The 21,409-nt window shown below is 60.5% G+C and carries 18 protein-coding genes and 6 tRNA genes; 16 read left to right on the forward strand and 8 right to left on the reverse strand.

What is annotated here, in order from left to right:
* Nucleotides 1–69: 69 nt before the first annotated feature.
* Nucleotides 70–966, forward strand: a complete 897-nt coding sequence (locus tag AB5Y73_RS17775; protein ID WP_118854539.1) for a hypothetical protein — start codon at nucleotides 70–72, stop codon at nucleotides 964–966.
* Between the two features lie 252 nt (nucleotides 967–1,218).
* Nucleotides 1,219–2,079 carry a patatin family protein gene (locus tag AB5Y73_RS17780; RefSeq protein WP_107684291.1) on the forward strand — a complete coding sequence of 287 codons (861 nt, stop codon included), beginning with the start codon at nucleotides 1,219–1,221 and terminating at the stop codon, nucleotides 2,077–2,079.
* 86 nt (nucleotides 2,080–2,165) lie between these two features.
* Here the strand turns inward: AB5Y73_RS17780 and mutS are convergent, their stop codons facing one another.
* Nucleotides 2,166–4,685, reverse strand: coding sequence for a DNA mismatch repair protein MutS (gene mutS, locus AB5Y73_RS17785; protein WP_181294946.1), 2,520 nt, complete (start codon nucleotides 4,683–4,685; stop codon nucleotides 2,166–2,168).
* A gap of 332 nt (nucleotides 4,686–5,017) precedes the next feature.
* On the opposite strand from mutS, the gene pncC reads away from it, so the two are divergent.
* The 12 genes from pncC (at nucleotide 5,018) to AB5Y73_RS17845 (ending at nucleotide 12,696) form a co-directional block, all read left to right on the forward strand.
* Entirely contained in the window at nucleotides 5,018–5,509 is a 492-nt protein-coding gene (gene pncC, locus AB5Y73_RS17790; protein WP_107684289.1) for a nicotinamide-nucleotide amidase, read from the forward strand.
* An 80-nt stretch (nucleotides 5,510–5,589) separates the two neighbouring features.
* Complete coding sequence (recA, locus tag AB5Y73_RS17795; protein ID WP_033136178.1) at nucleotides 5,590–6,651, forward strand: recombinase RecA; 1,062 nt, start codon at nucleotides 5,590–5,592, stop codon at nucleotides 6,649–6,651.
* Nucleotides 6,652–6,689: 38 nt separating this feature from the next.
* The gene (locus AB5Y73_RS17800) at nucleotides 6,690–7,193 is read left to right on the forward strand and encodes a regulatory protein RecX (RefSeq protein ID WP_107684288.1); all 504 of its coding nucleotides are present in this window, start codon (nucleotides 6,690–6,692) and stop codon (nucleotides 7,191–7,193) included.
* A gap of 455 nt (nucleotides 7,194–7,648) precedes the next feature.
* Complete coding sequence (gene alaS, locus AB5Y73_RS17805; protein WP_107684287.1) at nucleotides 7,649–10,273, forward strand: alanine--tRNA ligase; 2,625 nt, start codon at nucleotides 7,649–7,651, stop codon at nucleotides 10,271–10,273.
* A 16-nt stretch (nucleotides 10,274–10,289) separates the two neighbouring features.
* Nucleotides 10,290–11,528, forward strand: coding sequence for an aspartate kinase (locus AB5Y73_RS17810; RefSeq protein WP_005336054.1), 1,239 nt, complete (start codon nucleotides 10,290–10,292; stop codon nucleotides 11,526–11,528).
* Nucleotides 11,529–11,631: 103 nt separating this feature from the next.
* On the forward strand, nucleotides 11,632–11,820 hold the full coding sequence (csrA, locus tag AB5Y73_RS17815) for a carbon storage regulator CsrA (RefSeq protein ID WP_005336053.1): 189 nt from the start codon (nucleotides 11,632–11,634) through the stop codon (nucleotides 11,818–11,820).
* Nucleotides 11,821–12,033: 213 nt separating this feature from the next.
* A tRNA-Ser gene (locus AB5Y73_RS17820) sits at nucleotides 12,034–12,126 on the forward strand.
* A 3-nt stretch (nucleotides 12,127–12,129) separates the two neighbouring features.
* A tRNA-Arg gene (locus AB5Y73_RS17825) sits at nucleotides 12,130–12,206 on the forward strand.
* Between the two features lie 100 nt (nucleotides 12,207–12,306).
* Nucleotides 12,307–12,383 (forward strand) — tRNA-Arg (locus AB5Y73_RS17830).
* 25 nt (nucleotides 12,384–12,408) lie between these two features.
* Nucleotides 12,409–12,485 (forward strand) — tRNA-Arg (locus AB5Y73_RS17835).
* Nucleotides 12,486–12,514: 29 nt separating this feature from the next.
* Nucleotides 12,515–12,591 (forward strand) — tRNA-Arg (locus AB5Y73_RS17840).
* Nucleotides 12,592–12,619: 28 nt separating this feature from the next.
* Nucleotides 12,620–12,696 (forward strand) — tRNA-Arg (locus tag AB5Y73_RS17845).
* A gap of 344 nt (nucleotides 12,697–13,040) precedes the next feature.
* Here the strand turns inward: AB5Y73_RS17845 and pbpG are convergent.
* The 7 genes from pbpG to AB5Y73_RS17880 all read right to left on the reverse strand — a co-directional run bounded on the left by pbpG (nucleotide 13,041) and on the right by AB5Y73_RS17880 (nucleotide 18,644).
* Nucleotides 13,041–13,868, reverse strand: coding sequence for a D-alanyl-D-alanine endopeptidase (gene pbpG, locus AB5Y73_RS17850; RefSeq protein WP_107684286.1), 828 nt, complete (start codon nucleotides 13,866–13,868; stop codon nucleotides 13,041–13,043).
* 159 nt (nucleotides 13,869–14,027) lie between these two features.
* On the reverse strand, nucleotides 14,028–14,693 hold the full coding sequence (locus AB5Y73_RS17855; protein WP_005343012.1) for a DedA family protein: 666 nt from the start codon (nucleotides 14,691–14,693) through the stop codon (nucleotides 14,028–14,030).
* A gap of 18 nt (nucleotides 14,694–14,711) precedes the next feature.
* Nucleotides 14,712–16,004, reverse strand: a complete 1,293-nt coding sequence (locus AB5Y73_RS17860; RefSeq protein WP_040069001.1) for a hemolysin family protein — start codon at nucleotides 16,002–16,004, stop codon at nucleotides 14,712–14,714.
* On the reverse strand, nucleotides 15,967–16,230 hold the full coding sequence (locus AB5Y73_RS17865; protein ID WP_146163541.1) for a hypothetical protein: 264 nt from the start codon (nucleotides 16,228–16,230) through the stop codon (nucleotides 15,967–15,969). Before AB5Y73_RS17865 ends, AB5Y73_RS17860 begins: the two co-directional genes overlap by 38 nt.
* 17 nt (nucleotides 16,231–16,247) lie before the next feature.
* The gene (gene ansB / locus AB5Y73_RS17870; protein ID WP_103252119.1) at nucleotides 16,248–17,306 is read right to left on the reverse strand and encodes an L-asparaginase 2; all 1,059 of its coding nucleotides are present in this window, start codon (nucleotides 17,304–17,306) and stop codon (nucleotides 16,248–16,250) included.
* 130 nt (nucleotides 17,307–17,436) lie between these two features.
* Complete coding sequence (locus AB5Y73_RS17875; RefSeq protein ID WP_005357810.1) at nucleotides 17,437–17,631, reverse strand: heavy-metal-associated domain-containing protein; 195 nt, start codon at nucleotides 17,629–17,631, stop codon at nucleotides 17,437–17,439.
* Nucleotides 17,632–17,693: 62 nt separating this feature from the next.
* On the reverse strand, nucleotides 17,694–18,644 hold the full coding sequence (locus AB5Y73_RS17880; RefSeq protein ID WP_103252120.1) for an AEC family transporter: 951 nt from the start codon (nucleotides 18,642–18,644) through the stop codon (nucleotides 17,694–17,696).
* A 137-nt stretch (nucleotides 18,645–18,781) separates the two neighbouring features.
* On the opposite strand from AB5Y73_RS17880, the gene treR reads away from it, so the two are divergent.
* Both treR and treB read left to right on the forward strand, forming a co-directional pair.
* A complete protein-coding gene (treR, locus tag AB5Y73_RS17885) occupies nucleotides 18,782–19,729 on the forward strand; it encodes a trehalose operon repressor TreR (RefSeq protein WP_107684285.1) in 948 nt (315 codons plus the stop codon).
* A 192-nt stretch (nucleotides 19,730–19,921) separates the two neighbouring features.
* Complete coding sequence (treB, locus tag AB5Y73_RS17890) at nucleotides 19,922–21,352, forward strand: PTS trehalose transporter subunit IIBC (protein WP_181497052.1); 1,431 nt, start codon at nucleotides 19,922–19,924, stop codon at nucleotides 21,350–21,352.
* Nucleotides 21,353–21,409 lie beyond the last annotated feature (57 nt).

The raw sequence follows: 21,409 nt of genomic DNA on the forward strand, positions 1-21,409 counted from the left end.
GCTTCTCTTTACAAGGCTGCTCGTCCCGGCGCTACACTCTAGTGAGCGTGTATTCCCGGGATGAGCAGTATGACCTTTCATCGCCTCGCGTCCTTCTTGCTGCTGTGCAGCCTCTCACTTCTTGCTGCCCCCCTGCGGGCGAGCGACGTCTTTACCCATATCAGCCCGGAGAGCGACCGGGATCAGCGCACCATCTATTTTCGCGAGCTGCTGCAGCTGGCGCTGGAGAAGACCCGTGACAGCTTCGGTGACTACGAGCTGCGGGCCGCGCCGCCGATGAACCGGATCCGGCTGCGGCAGGTGCTGCAGACCAACTTCTACCCCAACTTCTTTGCCGTCGATACGCCGCAGCCCGATAGCGGTGAGGCCCTCGACTATGTCCGCTTCCCGGTGGAGCTCGGCATCCTCGGCTATCGCATCTGCTTCGTCAGCCCGCAGCAGGCGAAGGCGATTGCCGGGGTGACCCGCTTCGAGCAGCTTAAGCAGTACCAGAACGTGCAGGGGCGCGGCTGGCAGGATGCCGCCATTTTGCGGGCGGCGGGTCTGCAGGTGCAGGAGGTGGACAGCTACGAGCGGCTGTTCAAGCTGGTGGCTCGCGGGCGGGCCGATCTCTTCTGCCGCGGCGCCAACGAGCTCTTCACCGAGCTGGAGCAGCACCGGGATCTGCCCGGCCTCACCGTGGAGCAGCATATCGCCCTGCACTACCCCTTCCTCCATCTCTTCTACACCTTCAAGGAGAATCAGGCGGGGATCCGGCGCATTCAGGTCGGGCTCAAGCTGGCATGGCAGGATGGCTCGCTGCAGCGGCTCTGGCTGCACCACTTCAAACCCTCCCTCGATCAGGCCAGGCTCCACCAGCGTCAGCTGTTCGAGCTGCCCAACCCCTTGCTCAAGGGTATCGACTTTGATTACGACGCCTACCACTACGATCCGGTGACCGGGCGTTTCGGTCCCGGCTTGCCCTGATTGAGGTGAGAACACGGCCAGCCCTGCGGCTGGCCTTTTTATGGTGCAAATCATTCCAAAGTGGCATGATTTTTATTATTTAAATTCATTTTTTGCAGGTTTGTTCACTGCATATACTGGCAGTCGCTTCACGGTATCGGCGCAGCGACACTGTCCGAACCGTCCAGCTCAGGCGTCTTGGTGTCCGGCATGAAGGCGTCCATCACCGATCGGGGCATGCCCCGGATTTGTTACCGCTGACGGAGCCTTCACATGTTCTCTTCTGCTACCAACGCGCTCATTGTCGAAGGGGGCGCCATGCGCGGCATCTTCGCCAGTGGCGTGCTCGATGCCTTCGTGGAAAGTCACCACTACCCGTTCGATTTCGTCATGGGGGTCTCGGCCGGGGCGACCAATCTGGTCTCTTACCTGAGCGAGCAGCCGCGCCGCAGCCACCACATCATCACCGAGCTGGCCTGCAGCAGCGACTTCCTCGACCCGCTGCGCTTCGTCAAGGGGGGCGATCTGGTGGATATCAGCTGGCTCTGGCAGACCAGCCGCTACCGCTTTCCCCTCGACCTCGACACCTTCTCTGCCTGCCGTATTCCCTTCTATGCGGTGACCACCGATGTGGCAACCGGTGAAGCCGTCTACCTGCCGGTGCGCCCCGACAACATGGACGAGGTGCTGACCGCCACCTGCGCCCTGCCGGTGGTGCAGCACGAGACCCCCTCTGTCGATGGCCGTCCCATGGCGGATGGCGGCATCAGCGATTCCATCCCGGTGATCGAGGCCTATCGGCGCGGGGCGCGGCGGATGACGGTGGTGCTCTCCGAGCCGCGCGGTTATCGCAAGAAGCCGGCCCGTTTCTGTTGGATGGTGAAGGCGCTGCTCAAGACCCAGCCCGCGCTGGCACAGGCGATGCTGGCGCGGGATGTGGCCTACAATCGTGCCCTCGACTTTATCGAAACGCCGCCCGCCGATTGCGAGATCGAGGTGATCGCGCCACCGGCCGGTTTTCCGGTCTCCCGCTTTACCCGCGATCAGCTCAAGCTGGAGTCCGGCTATCTGCAGGGCTACTGGCAGGGGCGCCAGAGTCTGCTGCGGGCGGGCAGAGAGGCGCAGGCTGCCTAGCAGTAAAACAGTCCGAATAGGCATTGCGGCAATAAAAAGGGGAACCTCGCGGTTCCCCTTTTATTTTTTTGATCGGCAGTTGCAGGTTACAGCATCTGCTTGAGGCGATAGAGCAGATCCAGCGCCTGCCGCGGGGTGAGCTCGTCCGGGCGTACCGCTTCCAGCTCATCGACTACCGGATGGCTCTGGGGCGCTATGGCCACCGGGGCCGGGCGGCTTTCACCGGCGGCCACCGGGGTGGCACTCTCCAGCTCATGCAGTTTGTGGCGGGCCTGCTGGATCACCGATTTCGGCACCCCCGCCAGTGCGGCAACTTGCAGACCGTAGGAGCGGCTGGCCGCCCCTTCCTGCACCGCGTGCATAAAGGCGATGGTGTCGCCGTGCTCCACCGCATCGAGGTGGACGTTGGCCAGCCCGCTCATCAGCTCCGGCAAGCGGGTCAGCTCGAAGTAGTGGGTGGCGAACAGGGTGTAGGCTCCAATCTTGCTCGCCAGCTGCTCGGCGCAGGCCCACGCCAGCGAGAGGCCGTCGTAGGTGCTGGTGCCGCGGCCAATCTCGTCCATCAACACCAGACTGCGGGCGGTGGCGTTGTTGAGGATATTGGCGGTCTCGGTCATCTCCACCATAAAGGTGGATCTTCCCGATGCCAGATCGTCCGACGCCCCGATACGGGTGAAGATGCGGTCGATGGGGCCGATGCGGGCGCTGTCGGCGGGCACGAAGGCGCCGATATGGGCCAGCAGCACGATCAGCGCGGTCTGGCGCATGTAGGTCGATTTACCGCCCATGTTGGGACCCGTGATGATCAGCATCCGCCGCTCCCGCTCCAGCCGGATGGGGTTGGCAATGAAGGGGTCCGTCATTACCTGCTCCACCACCGGATGGCGGCCCGCTTCGATCAGGATCTGATCCTCATCGATGAGGGTCGGGCAGCGGTAGTCGAGGGTCTCGGCCCGCTCGGCCAGGTTGGCCAGTACGTCCAACTCCGCCAGTGCGGCTGCGGAATCCTGCAGATCGCCGAGATGGGGCAGCAGGGCATCGAGCAGCTCTTCGTAGAGCCGTTTTTCCAGCGCCAGCGCCTGGGACTGGGCGGTGAGTACCTTGTCCTCGTACTTCTTCAGCTCATCGATGATGTAGCGTTCGTTGTTCTTGAGGGTTTGGCGGCGGATGTAGTGGGCCGGCACCAGATGGCTGTTGGCGCGGCTCACCTCGATATAGAAGCCGTGCACCTTGTTGTAACCCACCTTGAGGGTGTTGATGCCGGTCAGCAGTTTTTCCCGCTCCTCGATGCGGGCGAGGCTGGCGGTGGCGCCGTTGGCCAGATCCCGCAGCTCGTCCAGCTCCTGATTGAAGCCGTCACGGATGACGCCACCATCGCGGATCAGCACCGGCGGCACCTCCATCACTGCGCGCTCCAGCAGGTCGAGCAGCTCGGGGAAAGTGCTGGCCCGCTCGGCCAGTTGTTGCACCGCTTCGTGCTCGTTGTCCGCCAGCAGGCGCTGCAATTCGGGCAACTGGGCGAAGGCCTGACGCAGGCGGGTGAGGTCGCGCGGGCGGGCTGAGCGCAGGGCGAGACGGGCCAGCACCCGCTCCACATCACCCACCTGACGCAGCAGGTTGCCCAACTCGTCGTAGAGGTTCTGCTCGATGAGCTCCTTGATGGTGCTCTGGCGACCTTTGAGGATTACCCGATCGCGGATCGGCTGGTGGATCCAGCGCTTGAGCAGGCGGCTGCCCATGGGGGTGGCGGTACGATCCAGCACCTCGGCCAGGGTATTTTCGTAGCCACCGGCCAGATTCTGGGTCAGCTCCAGATTGCGGCGGGTGGCGGCATCCATGATGACGGCGTGATCCGGCTGCTCGAGGCGCACGTTGCGGATGTGGGGCAGGGCGGTGCGCTGGGTATCTTTGACGTACTGCATCAGACAACCAGCGGCGCACAGGGCGGTCTCGCTCTTGTCGACGCCAAAGCCCACCAGATCCTGGGTGCCGAACTGCTGGCAGAGCAGCTTGCGGGCGGTGCCCAGCTCAAACTCCCACTCCGGGCGGCGGCGCAGGCCGCGGCGACCCTCTATATGGTGCAGGAATTCGAACGATTCCGGGTAGAGCAGTTCGGCCGGATTGGTGCGCTGCAGCTCAGCCAGCAAGGTCTCTTCTTTCTCGAACTGATTGATGAAGAAGCGGCCGGAGCCGATGTCCATGGTGCCATAGCCGAAGCGGCGGCCATCGTGATAGACGGCGGCGATCAGGTTGTCCTGCCGCTCACTGAGCAGCGCCTCGTCGGAGACGGTGCCCGGAGTGATGATGCGGATCACCTTGCGCTCCACCGGCCCCTTGCTGGTGGCGGGATCTCCCACCTGCTCGCAGATGGCGGCAGATTCGCCGAGCTGCACCAGCTTGGCCAGATAGCCCTCGATGGCGTGATAGGGGACGCCCGCCATGGGAATCGGGCTGCCAGCCGACTGGCCGCGCTTGGTCAGGGAGATATCGAGCAGTTGGGAGGCCTTGCGGGCATCGTCATAGAACAGCTCGTAGAAGTCGCCCATCCGGTAGAACAGCAGGATCTCCGGGTTCTCGGCCTTGAGGCCAAGGTACTGCTGCATCATGGGCGTGTGGGCGCTCAGATTGGCGCCGGGAGCGGAGCCAGTGGCGCCGCTGGCTTGGTGTTGTGCGGTCATGTTCTGTTCCAGAAGGGGCCTCTGCGGGCCAGTGTCTGCGGTGATGAGCCTTGAGCTTGATGGCGCCATTCTACACATAAGCGCCGCGACGGGGGAGGTAGTGTTCCGGGCGCGGCTGCTCTGCAGTATTGAAGGCGTGACCACTGTGCGACGCCTCATTGCAGCAGGCAAGGGTTGCGGCCGTGGCGGACTACCGTGGTTGCGGGGGGCGGTAGCGGGATCGCATAATGTGCCTCTTGATCGGAACAGAAGGAGTCGTGATGAAACTGGATGCAGAGATAGAGCACCTTGCCATCGAGCTGGGACGGGCCCTCGGTCAACGGGGCTGGCTGGCGGCGACCGCCGAATCCTGTACTGGCGGCGGGGTGGCTACGGCTATTACCGACATCGCGGGCAGCTCCGGCTGGTTCGATCGCGGTTTTGTCACCTACACCAACGAGGCCAAGCAGCAGATGCTGGGGGTGAGTGGCGAGACTCTTGCGCAGCATGGCGCGGTGAGCGAAGCCGTGGTGCTGGAGATGGCCCGCGGCGCACTGGCCCACTCGTCGGCCGCCATCAGTGTGGCCATCAGCGGCATCGCTGGCCCCGGCGGCGCCACCGAGGAGAAGCCGGTCGGCACCGTCTGGTTCGCCTGGGCCGACCGCAACGGTCGTCACAACTCCCTGCTCGCCCGCTTCGACGGGGATCGCCGACAGGTGCGCCAGCAGGCGGTGAGACAGGCCTTGTCGGGTCTGTTGGCGCTGCTCAGATAAATTGGGCTTGATACTGTATGAATAGACAGTATACTTAGCCCAACTTCACTTCTTACTCACGATTTCCAGCGGAGATTGGCATGGATCAGAACAAACAGAAGGCACTGGCGGCTGCGCTGGGTCAGATTGAAAAGCAGTTCGGCAAAGGTTCCATCATGCGTCTGGGCGACAGCAAGACCATGGATATCGAAGCCATCTCTACCGGTTCTCTCTCGCTGGACGTGGCGCTGGGCATCGGCGGTCTGCCGTGCGGCCGTATCGTCGAGATCTACGGCCCGGAATCTTCCGGTAAAACCACCCTCACCCTGCAGGTGATCGCGGAAGCCCAGAAGAAAGGCAAGACCTGTGCCTTCGTCGATGCGGAACATGCCCTCGACCCTATCTACGCTGCCAAGCTGGGCGTCAACGTCGACGACCTGCTCATCTCCCAGCCGGATACCGGTGAACAGGCGCTGGAAATCTGCGACATGCTGGTGCGCTCCAATGCCGTTGACGTCATCATCGTCGACTCCGTGGCGGCCCTGACCCCGAAAGCGGAAATCGAAGGGGAGATGGGTGACTCCCACGTTGGCCTGCAGGCCCGTTTGATGTCCCAGGCGCTGCGCAAGCTGACCGCCAACATCAAGAACGCCAACTGCCTGTGCATCTTCATCAACCAGATCCGGATGAAGATCGGCGTCATGTTCGGTAGCCCGGAGACCACTACCGGTGGTAACGCGCTCAAGTTCTACGCCTCCGTGCGTCTGGATATCCGTCGTATCGGCGCCATCAAGGAAGGTGACGAAGTGGTCGGTAACGAGACCCGCGTCAAAGTGGTCAAGAACAAGGTGGCCCCGCCCTTCAAGCAGGCTGAATTCCAGATCTTCTACGGTGCTGGCATCTCCAAAGAGGGCGAGCTGGTGGATCTGGGCGTCAAGCACAAGCTGATCGACAAGGCCGGTGCCTGGTACAGCTACAACGGCGAGAAGATCGGTCAGGGCAAGGCCAACGTCATGAAGCTGTTCGCCGAGAACAAGGTGATGGCTGGCGAAGTGGAAGCCCGCCTGCGCGAGCTGCTGCTCTCCGGTGCCGTACCGGCAGAAAAGCCGGTGGCTGCTGCCGCCGAAGAGTTTGAAGACGAAAGCGAACAAGAGTTCGAATAAGGTAAAGGAGGCCGGGTTGATACCCGGCCTTGTCATTTATGGTCGATGAATCTCTCCCTGAACCCGTTGAACCCTCCTTTGAAGAGCTGTTTGCTGCTGCCCGCGCCTTTGCCATGCGCAGTCTGGCCCGTCGCGAGAGCGCCGAGTCGGAGCTGGCCAACCGGCTGCGCCAGCAGGGTTTCAATGAAGAGGTGATCGAGGCGGTGGTCGACTACTGCCGCGGTTACAACTGGGTCAATGACGAACGTTACGGCGGTATGGCTGTACGCGCCGGTGCCGCCAAGGGCCATGGCCCCATCAAGATCCGCTTCGATCTGCGCCGCAAGGGGCTCGACGATATGCAGATTGATGCCGCATTCGATCAGCCGGAGCTGGACTGGTTCGAACTGGCATTTGCCCTGCTTGAACGGCGCGCCCGGGTGGCCGATTTGGCGGATTTCAAACTGCGGATGAAGTGGCTCAAGTACCTGCTGGGGCGTGGTTTTACCCAGGATCAGGCGCGTTATGCTATCTCAGCCCTGCAAGAGGCGGCCGCCGAGTAGTCGGCGGTGGTGCCTTGTCGCGTGATGCAAGGTCGTGCGACAACGCCGTGCCCGCCCGATTAACCATGAGATGGTGTTGCTGTTTCAGCCAGTGCTGATGGAGAGCCGCAGGCCGTGCCGCTCGTCACTGTTACGGCGTTCCGGCAGCGATCTTTCCTTTTTCTGGTACCACGCGGTGATACCCCTTATCTCGCCTTTATAGGATTTTCCCTGCCCATTCAGTGGCTTGGGGGCCGGGTGTGATGAAAGGCCGGTTCTGCCGCGTTACCTGCCTATTTTCCGCTGCTTTTGGCCTGATCACCGGCTCAAAAAGCGCCGGTTTGCCTCCCTTTTCTCTTCGTATCCATTTATGCGCGCTTTTTCGCCCGTGACGGGCCTGTACGTTTTACTTTACCCCGCAGAAAACTTACATTAATGCGGTTAAAAGTCCGTATTCGAATCAAGCAGGATTTTCCATGTATATGTCCACGTCAGAGATACGCGCTGCGTTTCTCGAGTATTTCCGTTCCCAGGGACACCAGGTTGTCTCCTCCAGCTCGCTGGTACCGCATAACGACCCGACCCTGTTGTTTACCAACGCGGGTATGAACCAGTTCAAGGATGTGTTCCTTGGCGCCGAGAAGCGTGCCTACAACCGCGCCACCACGTCCCAGCGTTGTGTCCGTGCCGGTGGTAAACACAATGACCTGGAAAACGTCGGCTATACCGCCCGTCACCACACCTTCTTCGAAATGCTGGGCAACTTCAGCTTCGGCGACTACTTCAAGCATGACGCAATCAAGTTTGCCTGGGGTTTCCTGACCGAAGTGCTGCAGCTGCCGAAAGATCGCCTGCTGGTGACCGTCTACGCGACTGACGATGAAGCGTTCGATATCTGGGAAAAAGAGGTCGGCGTACCGGCCGATCGCATCGTTCGCATCGGTGACAACAAGGGGGCACCGTACGCCTCCGACAACTTCTGGGCGATGGGTGATACCGGCCCGTGCGGTCCCTGCACCGAGATCTTCTATGACCACGGCGATCACATCTGGGGTGGCCGTCCCGGCTCACCGGAAGAGGATGGCGACCGTTTCATCGAGATCTGGAACGTGGTGTTCATGCAGTTCAACCGTCAGGCTGACGGCACCATGGAACCGCTGCCCCGTCCGTCCGTGGATACCGGCATGGGTCTGGAGCGTATCTCCGCCATCATGCAGGGTGTCCACTCCAACTACGAAATCGACATCTTCCAGGCGCTGATCAATAAAGCGGCCGAGATTGTCGGCACCACCGATCTGAGCAACCAGTCACTGCGCGTCATCGCTGACCACATCCGCTCCTGCGCCTTCCTGGTGGCAGATGGCGTGATGCCGTCCAACGAAGGTCGCGGCTATGTGCTGCGCCGCATCATCCGTCGCGCCGTGCGCCACGGTCGCAAGCTGGGTGCCACCGACGTCTTCTTCTACAAACTGGCTGCCGAGCTGGCGGTGCAGATGAAGGATGTGGGTGCCGAGCTGATCGCCCAGCTGCCGCTGGTCGAGCGTGTACTGCGCATCGAGGAAGAGCAGTTTGTCCGCACCCTGGATCGGGGTCTGCTGCTGCTGGAAGATGTGCTGGCCAACCTGGGCGATGCCAAGGTTATTCCGGGCGAGGTGGTGTTCAAGCTCTATGACACTTACGGCTTCCCGGCCGACCTGACTGCCGACGTGGTGCGCGAGCGCGAGATCGGCATCGACGAAGAGGGCTTCAAGGCCGAGATGGAGAAGCAGCGTGCTCGTGCCAAGGAAGCGTCCAGCTTCGGCGTGAACTACAACGAGATGCTCAAGCTCGACTTCGAGACCCCCTTCACCGGTTACAAGACCCTGACCGAGCGCACTCGCGTGCTCGGTATCTACAAGGGTGTGGAAGAGGTGAGTGGCCTGATCGCCGGTGACGAAGCGGTCATCGTGCTGGAAGAGACCCCCTTCTACGCCGAGTCCGGCGGTCAGGTTGGCGATAGCGGCACCCTGAAAGTGGACGATGGCATCTTTGCCGTGACCGACACCCTGAAAGCGGGCAAGGCGATCATCCACAAGGGTTACATGGAGCTGGGCACCCTGGAGAAGGGCGCCGAAGTGGAAGCCGTGGTTGACGCTGACCGTCGTCAGGCCATCGCCCTGAACCACTCCGTGACTCACCTGCTGCACGCTGCCCTGCGTCAGGCACTGGGCGAGCATGTCACCCAGAAAGGTTCTCTGGTTGGGGCCGAGCGCATGCGCTTTGACTTCTCCCACTTCGAGGGGCTGACCATGGCGACCATTCGCCGGGTCGAGGAGCTGGTCAACAACCAGATCCGCGCCAACCACGAAATCAATACCCAGGTGATGGATCTGGAAGCCGCCAAGGCTGCCGGTGCCATGGCGCTGTTTGGTGAGAAATATGAAGACGACGTGCGCGTGGTGCGCATGGGCGACTACTCCACCGAGCTGTGCGGCGGTACTCACGCCAAGCGCACCGGTGATATCGGCTTCTTCAAGATCATCGCCGAGAGCGGTATCGCCGCCGGCGTGCGCCGTATCGAAGCGGTGACCGGTAAGGCTGCCATCGACTTCATGCATCAGGTTGGCGAGCAGATCGAAGAGGCTGCCGCACTGGTGAAAGGTGACCAGTTCTGCATCGCCGACAAGGTTCGCCAGATGCTGGACAAAGCCAAGATGATGGAGCGCGAGCTGGAGCAGCTCAAGGCCAAGCTGGCCGCTCAGGCCGGTAACGACCTGCTGGGTCAGGTGATCGAGATCAACGGTCAGAAGGTGCTGGTTGCAGCGCTGGAAGGGGCCGATCCGAAATCCCTGCGCGGCATGCTGGACGAGCTGAAGAATCAGATGAAGTCCGGTGTCGTGCTGCTGGCAACCTGTGCCGATGGCAAGGTCAACCTGATCGCCGGTGTCACCAACGACCTGACCGGCAAGGTCAAGGCTGGCGAGCTGGTCAATCTGGTTGCCCAGCAGGTGGGTGGCAAGGGCGGTGGTCGTCCGGACATGGCTCAGGCGGGTGGTACCCAGCCGGAAGCTGTGCCTGCGGCGCTGCAATCTGTTCACTCCTGGCTGGAAGAGCGCCTGTAAGCGGGCGAGGTGATCTGTGGCACTCTATGTACAGAAGTACGGCGGCACCTCGGTCGGCACACTGGAGCGGATCGAGGCGGTAGCTGAGCGGGTCGAGCAGACCCGCGCCCAGGGACACGACGTGGTGGTGGTTGTCTCCGCCATGTCGGGCGAAACCAACCGGTTGCTGGGCATGGCCCAGCAGCTGGATCCTGATGCCAACCGGCGGGAGATGGATGTACTGGTCTCCACCGGTGAGCAGGTCACCATAGCGCTGCTGGCGATCGCGTTGAACAAACGCGGTTGCCCGGCGGTCTCAATGACCGGTGATCAGGTACGGATTCACACCGATTCCGCCTATGGCAAGGCGCGCATCACCCACATCGACACCGAGCTGGTTCATGCTGAACTGGCTGCGGGCAAGGTGGTGGTGATCGCCGGTTTCCAGGGCCGTGACGAGCATAACGCCATCACGACGCTGGGCCGCGGCGGTTCGGATACCACGGCGGTTGCCGTGGCGGCGGCCATCAAGGCCGATGAGTGCCAGATCTTTACCGATGTGGATGGGGTATACACCACGGATCCGCGCATCGAGCCCAAGGCGCGTCGTCTCGACACCATCACCTTCGAGGAGATGCTGGAGATGGCCAGTCTCGGCGCCAAGGTGCTGCAGATCCGCTCGGTGGAGTTTGCGGGCAAGTACCGCGTCCCGCTGCGGGTGCTGTCGAGCTTTATCGATGGAGAGGGAACCTTAATCACATATGGAGGTGATAGGATGGAAGCTCCCCTGGTATCCGGGATCGCTTTTAACCGCAACGAGGCCAGCCTGACCATTCTGGGCGTGCCAGACAGACCAACCGTTGCCGCGCAGATCCTGAATCCGATCAGCGACGCCAACATTGATGTCGACATGATTGTGCAGAACACCCTGGGAGATGGCACCGCCGACTTCACCTTCACGGTGAATCGTGACGACTATCGCCGTGCCCGGGCACTGCTGGAGGAGACCGCCACCGAACTTGGCGCCTCTTGCGTGCAGGGAAATGGCGAGATTGCCAAGGTCTCCATTGTCGGTGTAGGCATGTGGAACCATCCCGGTGTTGCGCGCACCATGTTCAAGGTATTGGGCGAGGAGGGGATCAACATGCAGTTGATCTCGACCTCTGAAATCAAAATCTCTGTGGTGATTGACGAGAAGTATCTGGAGCTGGCGGTGCGAGCCCTGCACGCGGCTTTCGGGTTGGATCAGGCACCGCAAGAGCAGCCCTTGGGCTAACAATCTCTGATTGATTTAGTTTCAACCATTTACCATATCGGTATCTTTGTTAGATAATGTCGCATATCGATATAAAAACAAAACAGGATACAGGAGCAAGCGAATGCTTATTTTGACTCGTCGTGTTGGGGAAACCCTGATGATTGGTGATGAAGTGACTGTCACCGTACTGGGCGTTAAAGGCAACCAGGTCCGTATCGGTGTTAACGCGCCGAAAGAGGTCTCCGTACACCGCGAAGAGATCTACCAGCGCATCCAGGCCGAGAAAGTTCCGGGCCAACCGGGCTTCTAAGCTACTTTCATGGCTGTGACAAGGCGACACCTCATGTGTCGCCTTTTGTTTTTCCGGCCCCCTAAAATCGCCCTGCAGGGCGCGAAACTGCGGGATAAGTGCCGATATTGTTTGAATATTCCACGCTTTGACCAAATGCTGAGCGAACGCACTTTTTTCTCCAAAAAAGTGTTTGACTAAAAATCCCTGTGAAGTATTATCAGCCCCGCAAACGGAGAGGTGGCCGAGAGGCTGAAGGCGCTCCCCTGCTAAGGGAGTATGCGGCTTATACCCGCATCGGGGGTTCGAATCCCCCCTTCTCCGCCATTTGCGCCCGTAGCTCAGCTGGATAGAGTACCTGGCTACGAACCAGGTGGTCAGAGGTTCGAATCCTCTCGGGCGCACCATATTACGACTCAAGCAAGAGTCATGTGTTGACCATCAGCAAGTCGACACTTTGGAAAAGGCTTACTGATAAGTAAGCTTTTTTTATCGTTTTAAAACAGGGCGCCCGTAGCTCAGCTGGATAGAGTACCTGGCTACGAACCAGGTGGTCAGAGGTTCGAATCCTCTCGGGCGCACCATTTAAAACGACACAACGATTTATGAGCGCCCGTAGCTCAGCTGGATAGAGTACCTGGCTACGAACCAGGTGGTCAGAGGTTCGAATCCTCTCGGGCGCACCATTTTTCAAGCAGTACACAAAAGTTTGTGAGCGCCCGTAGCTCAGCTGGATAGAGTACCTGGCTACGAACCAGGTGGTCAGAGGTTCGAATCCTCTCGGGCGCACCATATTTCAAGCAGTACCAAAAGTTTATGAGCGCCCGTAGCTCAGCTGGATAGAGTACCTGGCTACGAACCAGGTGGTCAGAGGTTCGAATCCTCTCGGGCGCACCATACAGACAGCCTCGACTTCGGTCGGGGCTGTTTTTTTATGGGCGATATTTAACTTTTTGGTGCGGATCCCCGTGCGCTGTTGCGGGTGGATCGCCCGTTTACCTGGCTGTTCTGGTCCTCATTTCTTCCCCTTTCTGTGATTGCGCACCGATCTTCTGAACGGTGCAACCCCTTGCCACCCTTTGCCTTATCTATAGGCGCCCTGTATGCCTGCTGTTGCAACGGCAGATGCCGCGCAGCTTATCACTCAAGGTTCGCTCATCTACATCCTGCAAGGCCTGCAGAGGCGTTTTGCGGGCAATAAAAAAGGATGCCGCAGCATCCTTTTGTGTTGAGATATTGACTCAGCTTTTCAGCCATTTGCGAATGCGGTTGGCATCGCCGATGGGGGTGCGTTTGCCCACCGAGTTGAGCAGCACGATGGCTAGCTCGCGGCTGTCCGGTTTGGCGCGCATCACCAGACAGCGACCCGCTTCGTCAGTGAAGCCGGTCTTGGAGAGGCGCACGTCCCAATCCGGGTTTTTCACCAGCGGGTTGGTGTTGTTGAACATCAGGCTGTAGGCGGGGGCGCTGAAGCGCATCTCCCGGTTCTCATCCTGAGTGAACTGACGGATCAGCGGCTGACGGTAGGCGGCGGCAGCCAGCTTGCCGAGATCCTGGGCGGTGGAGACGTTGCGGGTGGAGAGGCCGGTGGAGTCGTAGAAGTGGGTATTACGCATACCCAGCTGTCTGGCCTTGTTGTTCATGGCCCGTACGAAGGCGCTGCGACCGCCCGGATAGTGACGCGCCAGTGCCGAGGCCATCCGATTTTCGGAGGACATCAGCGCCAGATGCAGGGCGTCGCGGCGGGTCACCTTGGTGCCCATGCGGATGCGGGAGTGAGTGTGTTTGACCCGATCCAGATCGTTCTTGTCGACCGTGATGGTCTGGTTGAGATTCTGTTTGGCATCCAGCACCACCAGCGCTGTCATCAGCTTGGTGAGGGAGGCGATAGGACGTACCTTGGTGGCATTCTTCTGGTAGAGCGTCTTGCCCGTTTTTACATCCACGACCAGGGCGCTGCTCGAGCGTACTTCCAGTTTGGCTGGGTTGGGTGCCGCGTTGACCGCAGGTAATCCCAGCATTCCCATCAACCCGACAACCAGCGCTGCTGCGCGAATCTGACACCACATACAACCGACTCCATTCCCATCCAAAAAAAGGCGCTAGATTCACTCATTTTTACCCCGGCTTTACAAGGGCCGAGCGGGACTATTTCTGCTATTTGCGCAAAATTGGCGATCAAAAAAGCCCTCTGGCGAGGGCTTTCGGGTCGGGCGTTGGGCGAGGGGTCAATCCCGCGGCTGCGCGGCCCTGCGTTTGCTGATCCAGCGCCAGACCAGCGCCACCATGCCACCCACCAGCAGGGCCACCGGCAGATAGATGATGATGTTGAAGAACTGGGTCTGGTATTCGGCTGCCAGCTTGGTGTGGCTCAGGTAGTAGCCAAACCCGACCAGCGGGCAGATCCACATGATGGAGCTGATCAGATTGACGATGAGGAAGCGCCCCTGGGGCAGCTCGGTGGCACCCACGATATAGGGGTAGGCAGTGCGCACGAAGGCGATATAGCGCGCGGTGATCAGGGTGATGATCCCGTACTTGTCCAGCAGGTGGTAGACCTTCTGCTGGTGCCGCTCTTCCACGTGGGACATTAGCCGATGGTAGAGCTGGGTGTGGCCGAGAAAGCGCCCCTGCATGTAACCGAGCCAGGTGCCGACAAAGGTAGCCATGATCAACAGCGGGATCACCCCGAGAGACAATACATCCTGATAGATGAGTACGCCGGTGAGGATCAGCAGGCTGTCTCCGGGCAGAAAGGCGGTAGGGATGAATCCGTTTTCCAGTACCAGAAACGTCAGAATCACACCACAGATCATGAAGGCCATCTTGGGATCGGAAAGTGTGTTCAGATCGTGATTCATAAAGGCGTGAGCCAGTTGGTAAAACTGCTCCATACTTGCAAACTCCGCAGGTTAGCTGGGTTGATCGGTCAAGGGCATGGCGAGCACCTTGTCGATGCGCAGGCCATCCATGTCAACAATTTCCAGTTGCCACTGTTCCAGTGTCACCAGGTCTCCGGTTTGTGGAACACGACCAAGGAGCAGCATGATAAGCCCTCCGAGGGTGTGATAGTGATGTTTTTCTTCTTCTGGCAGACGAACCAGCTCCAGACAGTCCTTCAACTCCGGCAGCGGGATCAGGCCATCGAGCAGCCAGCTGCCGTCGGCGCGCCGGAAGGCCCAGTTGTCTTCACCATCCTCCTGCTGGAAATCCCCCGCCAGCGCCTCCAGCAGATCCTGCTGGGTGACCAGCCCCTGCAGCTCGCCATATTCGTCAACCACCAGCGCCATCTGTTCGCTGTGGGTGCGGAAGTGGTTGAGCAGCTCGACGCCGTTGAGGGTCTCGGGCAGCAGGCTGCCCTCCTGGGTCAGGGCAGCCAGATCGATGGGCTCCCCCTTGATATAGGCGTGCAGCACCTTGCTGACATTGATGATACCCACCAATTCTGACAAGTTGCCGTCGCAGACCGGAAAATAGCTGTGGCGATACTCCACCAGTCGCTGCAGGTTGGTCTCCAGCGGCAGCGCCAGATCCAGATAGCGGATATCGCTGCGCGGCACCATCAGGGAGGAGAGGCTGCGCTCGTCGAGACGGAAGACGTTGCGCAGCATGGTGTGCTCATGATCCTCGATCACCCCGGCTTCAGAGCCCTCCACCAGCATGGCGTGGATCTCCTCCTCGGTAACGTTGGCGCTGCCATTCTGATTGACCCGCAGCAGCCGCAGGCTGGCATTGGTGGAGGCCGACAGCAGCCAGACGAAGGGGCGGGTCAGGGTGGCGAGCCAGTGCATGGGGCGGGCCACCAGACAGGCGATGCGCTCGGCATTGAGCTGGCCGAGGCGCTTGGGCACCAGCTCCCCTACCACGATGGAGAGATAAGTAACCACCACCACCACGATGACGGTGGCGATCAGGCCACTGCTCTTGGCGGGGAGCCCCCACTCCTGCAACCAGAGGGAGAAGGGCTGGGCCAGCAGGGATTCGCCGTAGATACCGTTGAGCAGGCCGATGCTGGTAATGCCGATTTGGACGGCAGAGAGAAAATGGGTCGGGTCTTCGCCCAGTTTGAGGGCAATGGCGGCGGAGCGATTGCCTTCAGAGGCAAGCTTGCCGAGGCGAGCCTTGCGTGCGGTGACGATGGCGATTTCTGACATGGCGAAGACGCCATTAAGCAAAATCAATCCCAGCAGGATCAATATTTCCATACAGCAACAGCACTCCTTGAGTGGATAAGATCGCTGGCAGTGTAATGAATTTGGCGGCGATGCGCTTGTGAAAGCGGGTGATCCGGCTCGCTAATTTGATGACAGCGCTTTGTGATAGCTGGAAAAGATGGCTGGAAAAGGGAAGGATGACCACGCCAAACGGCGTAATGGGCGAGGCAGCATTGCAGGAGGGAAAAGGGCGGGAAGTCCCGCCCTTGCTTGTCATGGTTCAGACAACCGTTATCAGAACTGTTGGAACCAGCGCTGGATCTGGGCCGGATCCTTGCTCTGGGTCAGGGAGAGCATCAGCAGCACCCGCGCCTTCTGCGGGTTGAGAGTGCCGGAGGCCACGAACCCGTACTTGGCATCATCGATCTCGGCATCCAGGGTGGTGGCGCCGGTCGGTACGCGGGCGGAGCGCACTACCCGGATGCCGTCTTTGCTCGCCTTGGCCAGGGTATCGAACAGGGTGTGGTAGAGGTTGCCGTTACCCACCCCGGCGCTGACGATGCCGTCGAACTTGGCATCCACCATCGCTTTGGCCGGCAAGTCGGTGGCGTTGGCGTAGCTGTAGACGATGCCCACTTGCGGCAGCTTGTCGAGCTTGCTCACGTCAAACGGCGTCTTGCTGGTGTGCAGACGGGCCGGGCTGCGCTGATAGTCGATCTTGCCGTTGTGGATGTAACCCAGCGGGCCAAAGTTGGGGGAAGCGAAGGTCTGCACCCCGGTGGTGTTGGTCTTGGTGACGTCGCGGGCATCCAGCACGGTGTCGTTCATCGCCACCATCACGCCACGGCCCTTGGAGGCGGGGTCGGAGGCGGTCACCACGGCGTTGTAGAGGTTGAGCGGGCCATCGGCACTCATGGCGGTGGAGGGACGCATGGCGCCAACCAGTACCACCGGCTTGTCGCTCTTGACGGTCAGATTGAGGAAGTAGGCGGTCTCTTCCATGGTGTCGGTGCCGTGGGTGATGACGATGCCATCCACGTCATCCTTGGCCAGCAGCTCGTTGACCCGCTTGGCCAGCTTGAGCCACACCTCGTCGTTCATGTCCTGCGAGCCGATCTTCACCACCTGCTCACCCTGCACATCGGCCACGTTCTTCATCTCGGGCACGGCGGCGATCAGGGTTTCGATGGCCACCTTGCCAGCCTCGTAGTTGGACTGGGTAGCCGACTGGCCCGCCCCAGCGATGGTGCCGCCGGTGGCCAGAATATGGACGCTGGGCAGCGCCATGGCCATGGGGGAGAGGGTCAGGCCGACGACGGCGGCGAGCAGGGTCTTGCGGATCGGTAGGGTCATGCTGCAAATCCTTATGGTTGGAATAATCGCAGCAAGTTTGCCCGTTTAATAACCTGGGTCTGTGATAAAACTCACCAAAAGACAGGTGAGTACAGATTTTTAACCTGTTTTATACCTCTATGGAGATAATTTAACTCGCAGAGAAACCCTTGGCTTCGATCAGGGCGATCAGCTCGGCCTTGCTCAGCTCGCTCTCGATAACGGCCTTGCTGCTGGCGAAATCGACGGTCGCGGTAGTGACTGCAGGCTGGGCCAGCAGGGCTTTTTGCAGACTGGCGGCGCAGCCACCACAGGACATGCCGGACACGGTGAGTTCGATGGTCATGGGATATCTCCTCTGTTGATGGGCGCCAGCCTAAAGCTGCCGCCTCCGGCAAGGTCAAGCCGTTAGTACATCAACCCTAGGTAGTTCATCAGAGTCGCCCCGAGGCTGGTAGTAACCAGCGAACCAAGGGTGGTAGTGGCGATGATGTTTGCGGCCAGCACGCTGTCGCCCCCCATGGCGCGGGTCATCACATAGCTGGCGGCGGCAGTCGGGGTAGCGCTGATGAGAAACAGAATACCCAGCTCCAGATGGCTGAAGCCGAGCAGGGCAGCCCCAAGAGTGAACGCAGTCGGAATGAGACAGAGCCGCATGATGCTGGCCCAGCCCGCAATGGCTGCACCACCGCGCAGAGCATCGAGGCTGAGGGAGGCGCCGGTGCAGAGTAGCGCCAGCGGCAACGTCATGTTGGCGAAGTAGCTGCCGGTGGTGAGCAGCAGTTGCGGCATCTTGATACCGAGCAGGGTAAACGGCAGCGCCGCCACAATGGCGATGATCAGGGGATTCTTGATGATGCCGAGCAGAATGGGGCGGATACCGGTGGCGCCGCCGAGACTGCGGGTGAGGGTGATCACTGCGAGAATGTTGTAGAGCACGGTCACCGCGCCGACATAGAAGGCCGCTGCCCCCAACCCCTCGTGGCCGTAGGCGTTCTGCACGTAGGCGAGCCCGATAATGGCGCTGTTGCCGCGAAAGCTCCCCTGCACGAAGATGCCGCGCAGCCGCTGCTCCCCGATAAAACGTCCGGCCAGCAGCTCCAGCACCAGATAGCTGATAACGGTGGCGAGCAGGCCATAGCCGATAAACCAGAGGCTCGGCATGGTGGCGAAGTTGGTACCCAGAATACTGAGAAAGAGCAGAGCGGGCAGGGTGACCTGAAACACCAGTCGCGAGGCTGATTCGGTAAAGGGATCCGGCAGCAGCCCCAACCGCTTGAGCAAGATGCCGAGCAGCAGCACCACGCAGATGGGGCCTGTGATGGAGAGGGAGAAGAGCAGACTGGCCAGCAGATCCATGATGGGCATCCTGTGCTGTGCCCACACACCCTGACGGCGGGGCAAAAAGGGCATTCTAACGCCATGGGCTTGTATTCACAGGGGTTAATCACAACAATGTGGGCAATTCCACCGCCTAGCCTCCTGTGAGCCAATTCATGGACAAGAAACTGACCATCCTCGATATCGCCAGACTGAGTGGCGTCGGCAAGTCGACCGTCTCCCGAGTGCTCAACCAGGATCCCAAGGTGAAGCAGGAGACCCGCGAGCGGGTGGAGCAGATCATCGCCGAGCACGGCTTCGTGCCGAGCAAATCGGCGCGGGCCATGCGCAGCCAGAGCCAGCAGGTGGTGGGGATCATCGTTTCCCGGCTCGACTCCAGCTCGGAGAATCAGGCGGTGCGCGGCATGCTGGAGACCCTCTACCAGCGTGGCTACGATGCTGTGTTGATGGAGAGCAAGTTCTCCCCCGCCAAGGTACAGGAGCATCTGGCGGTGCTGGAGCGGCGCGGAGTGGATGGCATTATCCTGTTCGCCTTTAATGACTTGGACTATACCGCCATGGCGCCGCTGAAAGAGAAGCTGGTGCTGGTCGCTCGTGAATATCCCGGTTTCTCCTCGGTCTGCTTCGACGACGCCGGTGCGGTGCGCACCATGCTGGCGCAGCTGGCAAGCCGTGGTGCCCGCGATATCGCCTATCTGGGGGTGGATGCCTCGGATCTCACCACCGGCCAACGCCGCCTCGACGCCTATCTCGCTTACTGCGCAGAGCAAGGGTTGCACCCGCGCAGCGCCCTCGGCGATCTCAGCCTGCAGAGCGGCTACCGGCTGGCGGCCGAGCTGCTTACCCCCTCTACCCAAGCGTTGGTCTGCGCCAGCGACACCCTCGCCATCGGTGCGGCAAAATACCTGCAAGAACAAGGGCGTAGCGAGGTGCTGGTGACCGGCCTTGGCAACAACCCCATGCTCAGCTTCCTCTTCCCCAACGCCCTCAGTCTCGATCTTGGTTACAAAGGGGCGGGGGAGCAGGCGGCGCGTCAGCTGCTCGGCCAGATTGGGCAGGATCAGCCTCCGTTGGTGACAATCGCTCCCTGCCGAACCCTGTGAGCCCCATCACTTCCGACTGAACAAAAAGTGCGCTTTTTGTGACGCTGGCCACGAATTGGGAACGTTCCCATTTCGATCTGGCCAGATTGTCGGCATGCTAAATGGGAACGATACCAAAAACGCTCCGGCCGACAGACTGGCTCAAAAGGGCGATACAGACCACTATTCAATGGCGTCACAGAGGGAAGACCCATGTCCAAGATCAACGCACAGCAGCTTGCCACCCTGATCGACAAGATCGGCGGCAAGGAGAACATCGCCACCGTCAGCCACTGCCTGACCCGGTTGCGCTTCGTCCTGAACGATCCGGCCAAGGCTGACAGTAAGGCTATCGAAACCATCCCGGCGGTGAAGGGAAGCTTCACCCAGGGCGGTCATTTCCAGGTGGTGATCGGTAACGAGGTAGAGCAGTGGTACAAGGCGCTGACCGAACAGCTCGGTGTCAGCGGTGGCAGCAAGGAGACCGCCAAGCAGGCGGCGCGCCAGAACATGAACCCGCTGGAGCGGGGCATTTCCCATCTGGCGGAGATCTTCGTACCGCTGCTGCCCGCCATCATCACCGGCGGTCTGATCTTGGGCTTTCGCAACGTCATCGGCGACATCAAAATGTTCGACGATGGCACTCACACCCTCACCGAGATCAGCCAGTTCTGGGCTCAGGTACACGCCTTCCTCTGGCTGCTGGGCGAGGCGATTTTCCACTTCCTGCCGGTCGGCGTCTGCTGGTCTGCAGTGAAGAAGATGGGTGGCTCCGAGATCCTCGGTATTGTGCTGGGGGTGACGCTGGTGTCACCGCAGTTGATGAACGCCTACGGCATTGGTCAGCAGACTCCCGAGGTGTGGGACTTCGGCCTGTTCGTGATCCAGAAGGTAGGTTATCAGGCCCAGGTCATTCCGGCGCTGCTGGCGGGTGTATTCCTCGCCTGGGTGGAGACCAACCTCAAGCGGATCATTCCGGCCTATCTCTATCTGGTGATTGTGCCGTTTGTCTCGCTGCTGCTGGCAGTGATTGTGGCTCACGCCTTTATCGGCCCGTTTGGTCGCTGGATTGGTGATGGCGTCGGTTTCGCTGCCAAGGCTGCCATGACCGGCTCCTTCGCTCCCATCGGCGCGGCCCTGTTCGGTTTCCTCTACGCACCGCTGGTCATCACCGGTATCCACCACACCACCAACGCAGTGGATCTGCAACTGATGCAGAGCATGGGTGGCACCCCGATTTGGCCGCTGATCGCCCTCTCCAACATCGCCCAGGCGTCTGCGGTCGTCGGCATCATTCTGATTAGCCGCAAGGAGAACGAGCGGGAGATCTCGGTACCTGCCGCCATTTCCGCCTACCTCGGGGTGACCGAACCGGCCATGTACGGTATCAACCTCAAGTACAAGTTCCCCATGTTGTGCGCCATGGTGGGGTCCAGCCTTGCCGCCCTCATCTGCGGTTTCGCCGGGGTGATGGCCAACGGCATCGGGGTAGGCGGCCTGCCGGGCATCCTCTCCATCCAGCCGCAATACTGGGCGGTGTTCGCCATCGCCATGCTGGTCGCCATCGTGGTGCCGGTGGTGCTGACCCTGCTGGTCTACAAGCGCCAGCAAGCCGCTGGCAAGTTGGCCCAAGCCAGCGCCTGACACTGATTATCAGGGCGACCCGTGGGTCGCCCTCTCCATTTTCTATTCGAGACAAGA

The organism is Aeromonas sp. s7(2024), assembly GCF_040907825.1.
Taxonomy (GTDB): Bacteria; Pseudomonadota; Gammaproteobacteria; order Enterobacterales; family Aeromonadaceae; genus Aeromonas; species Aeromonas veronii.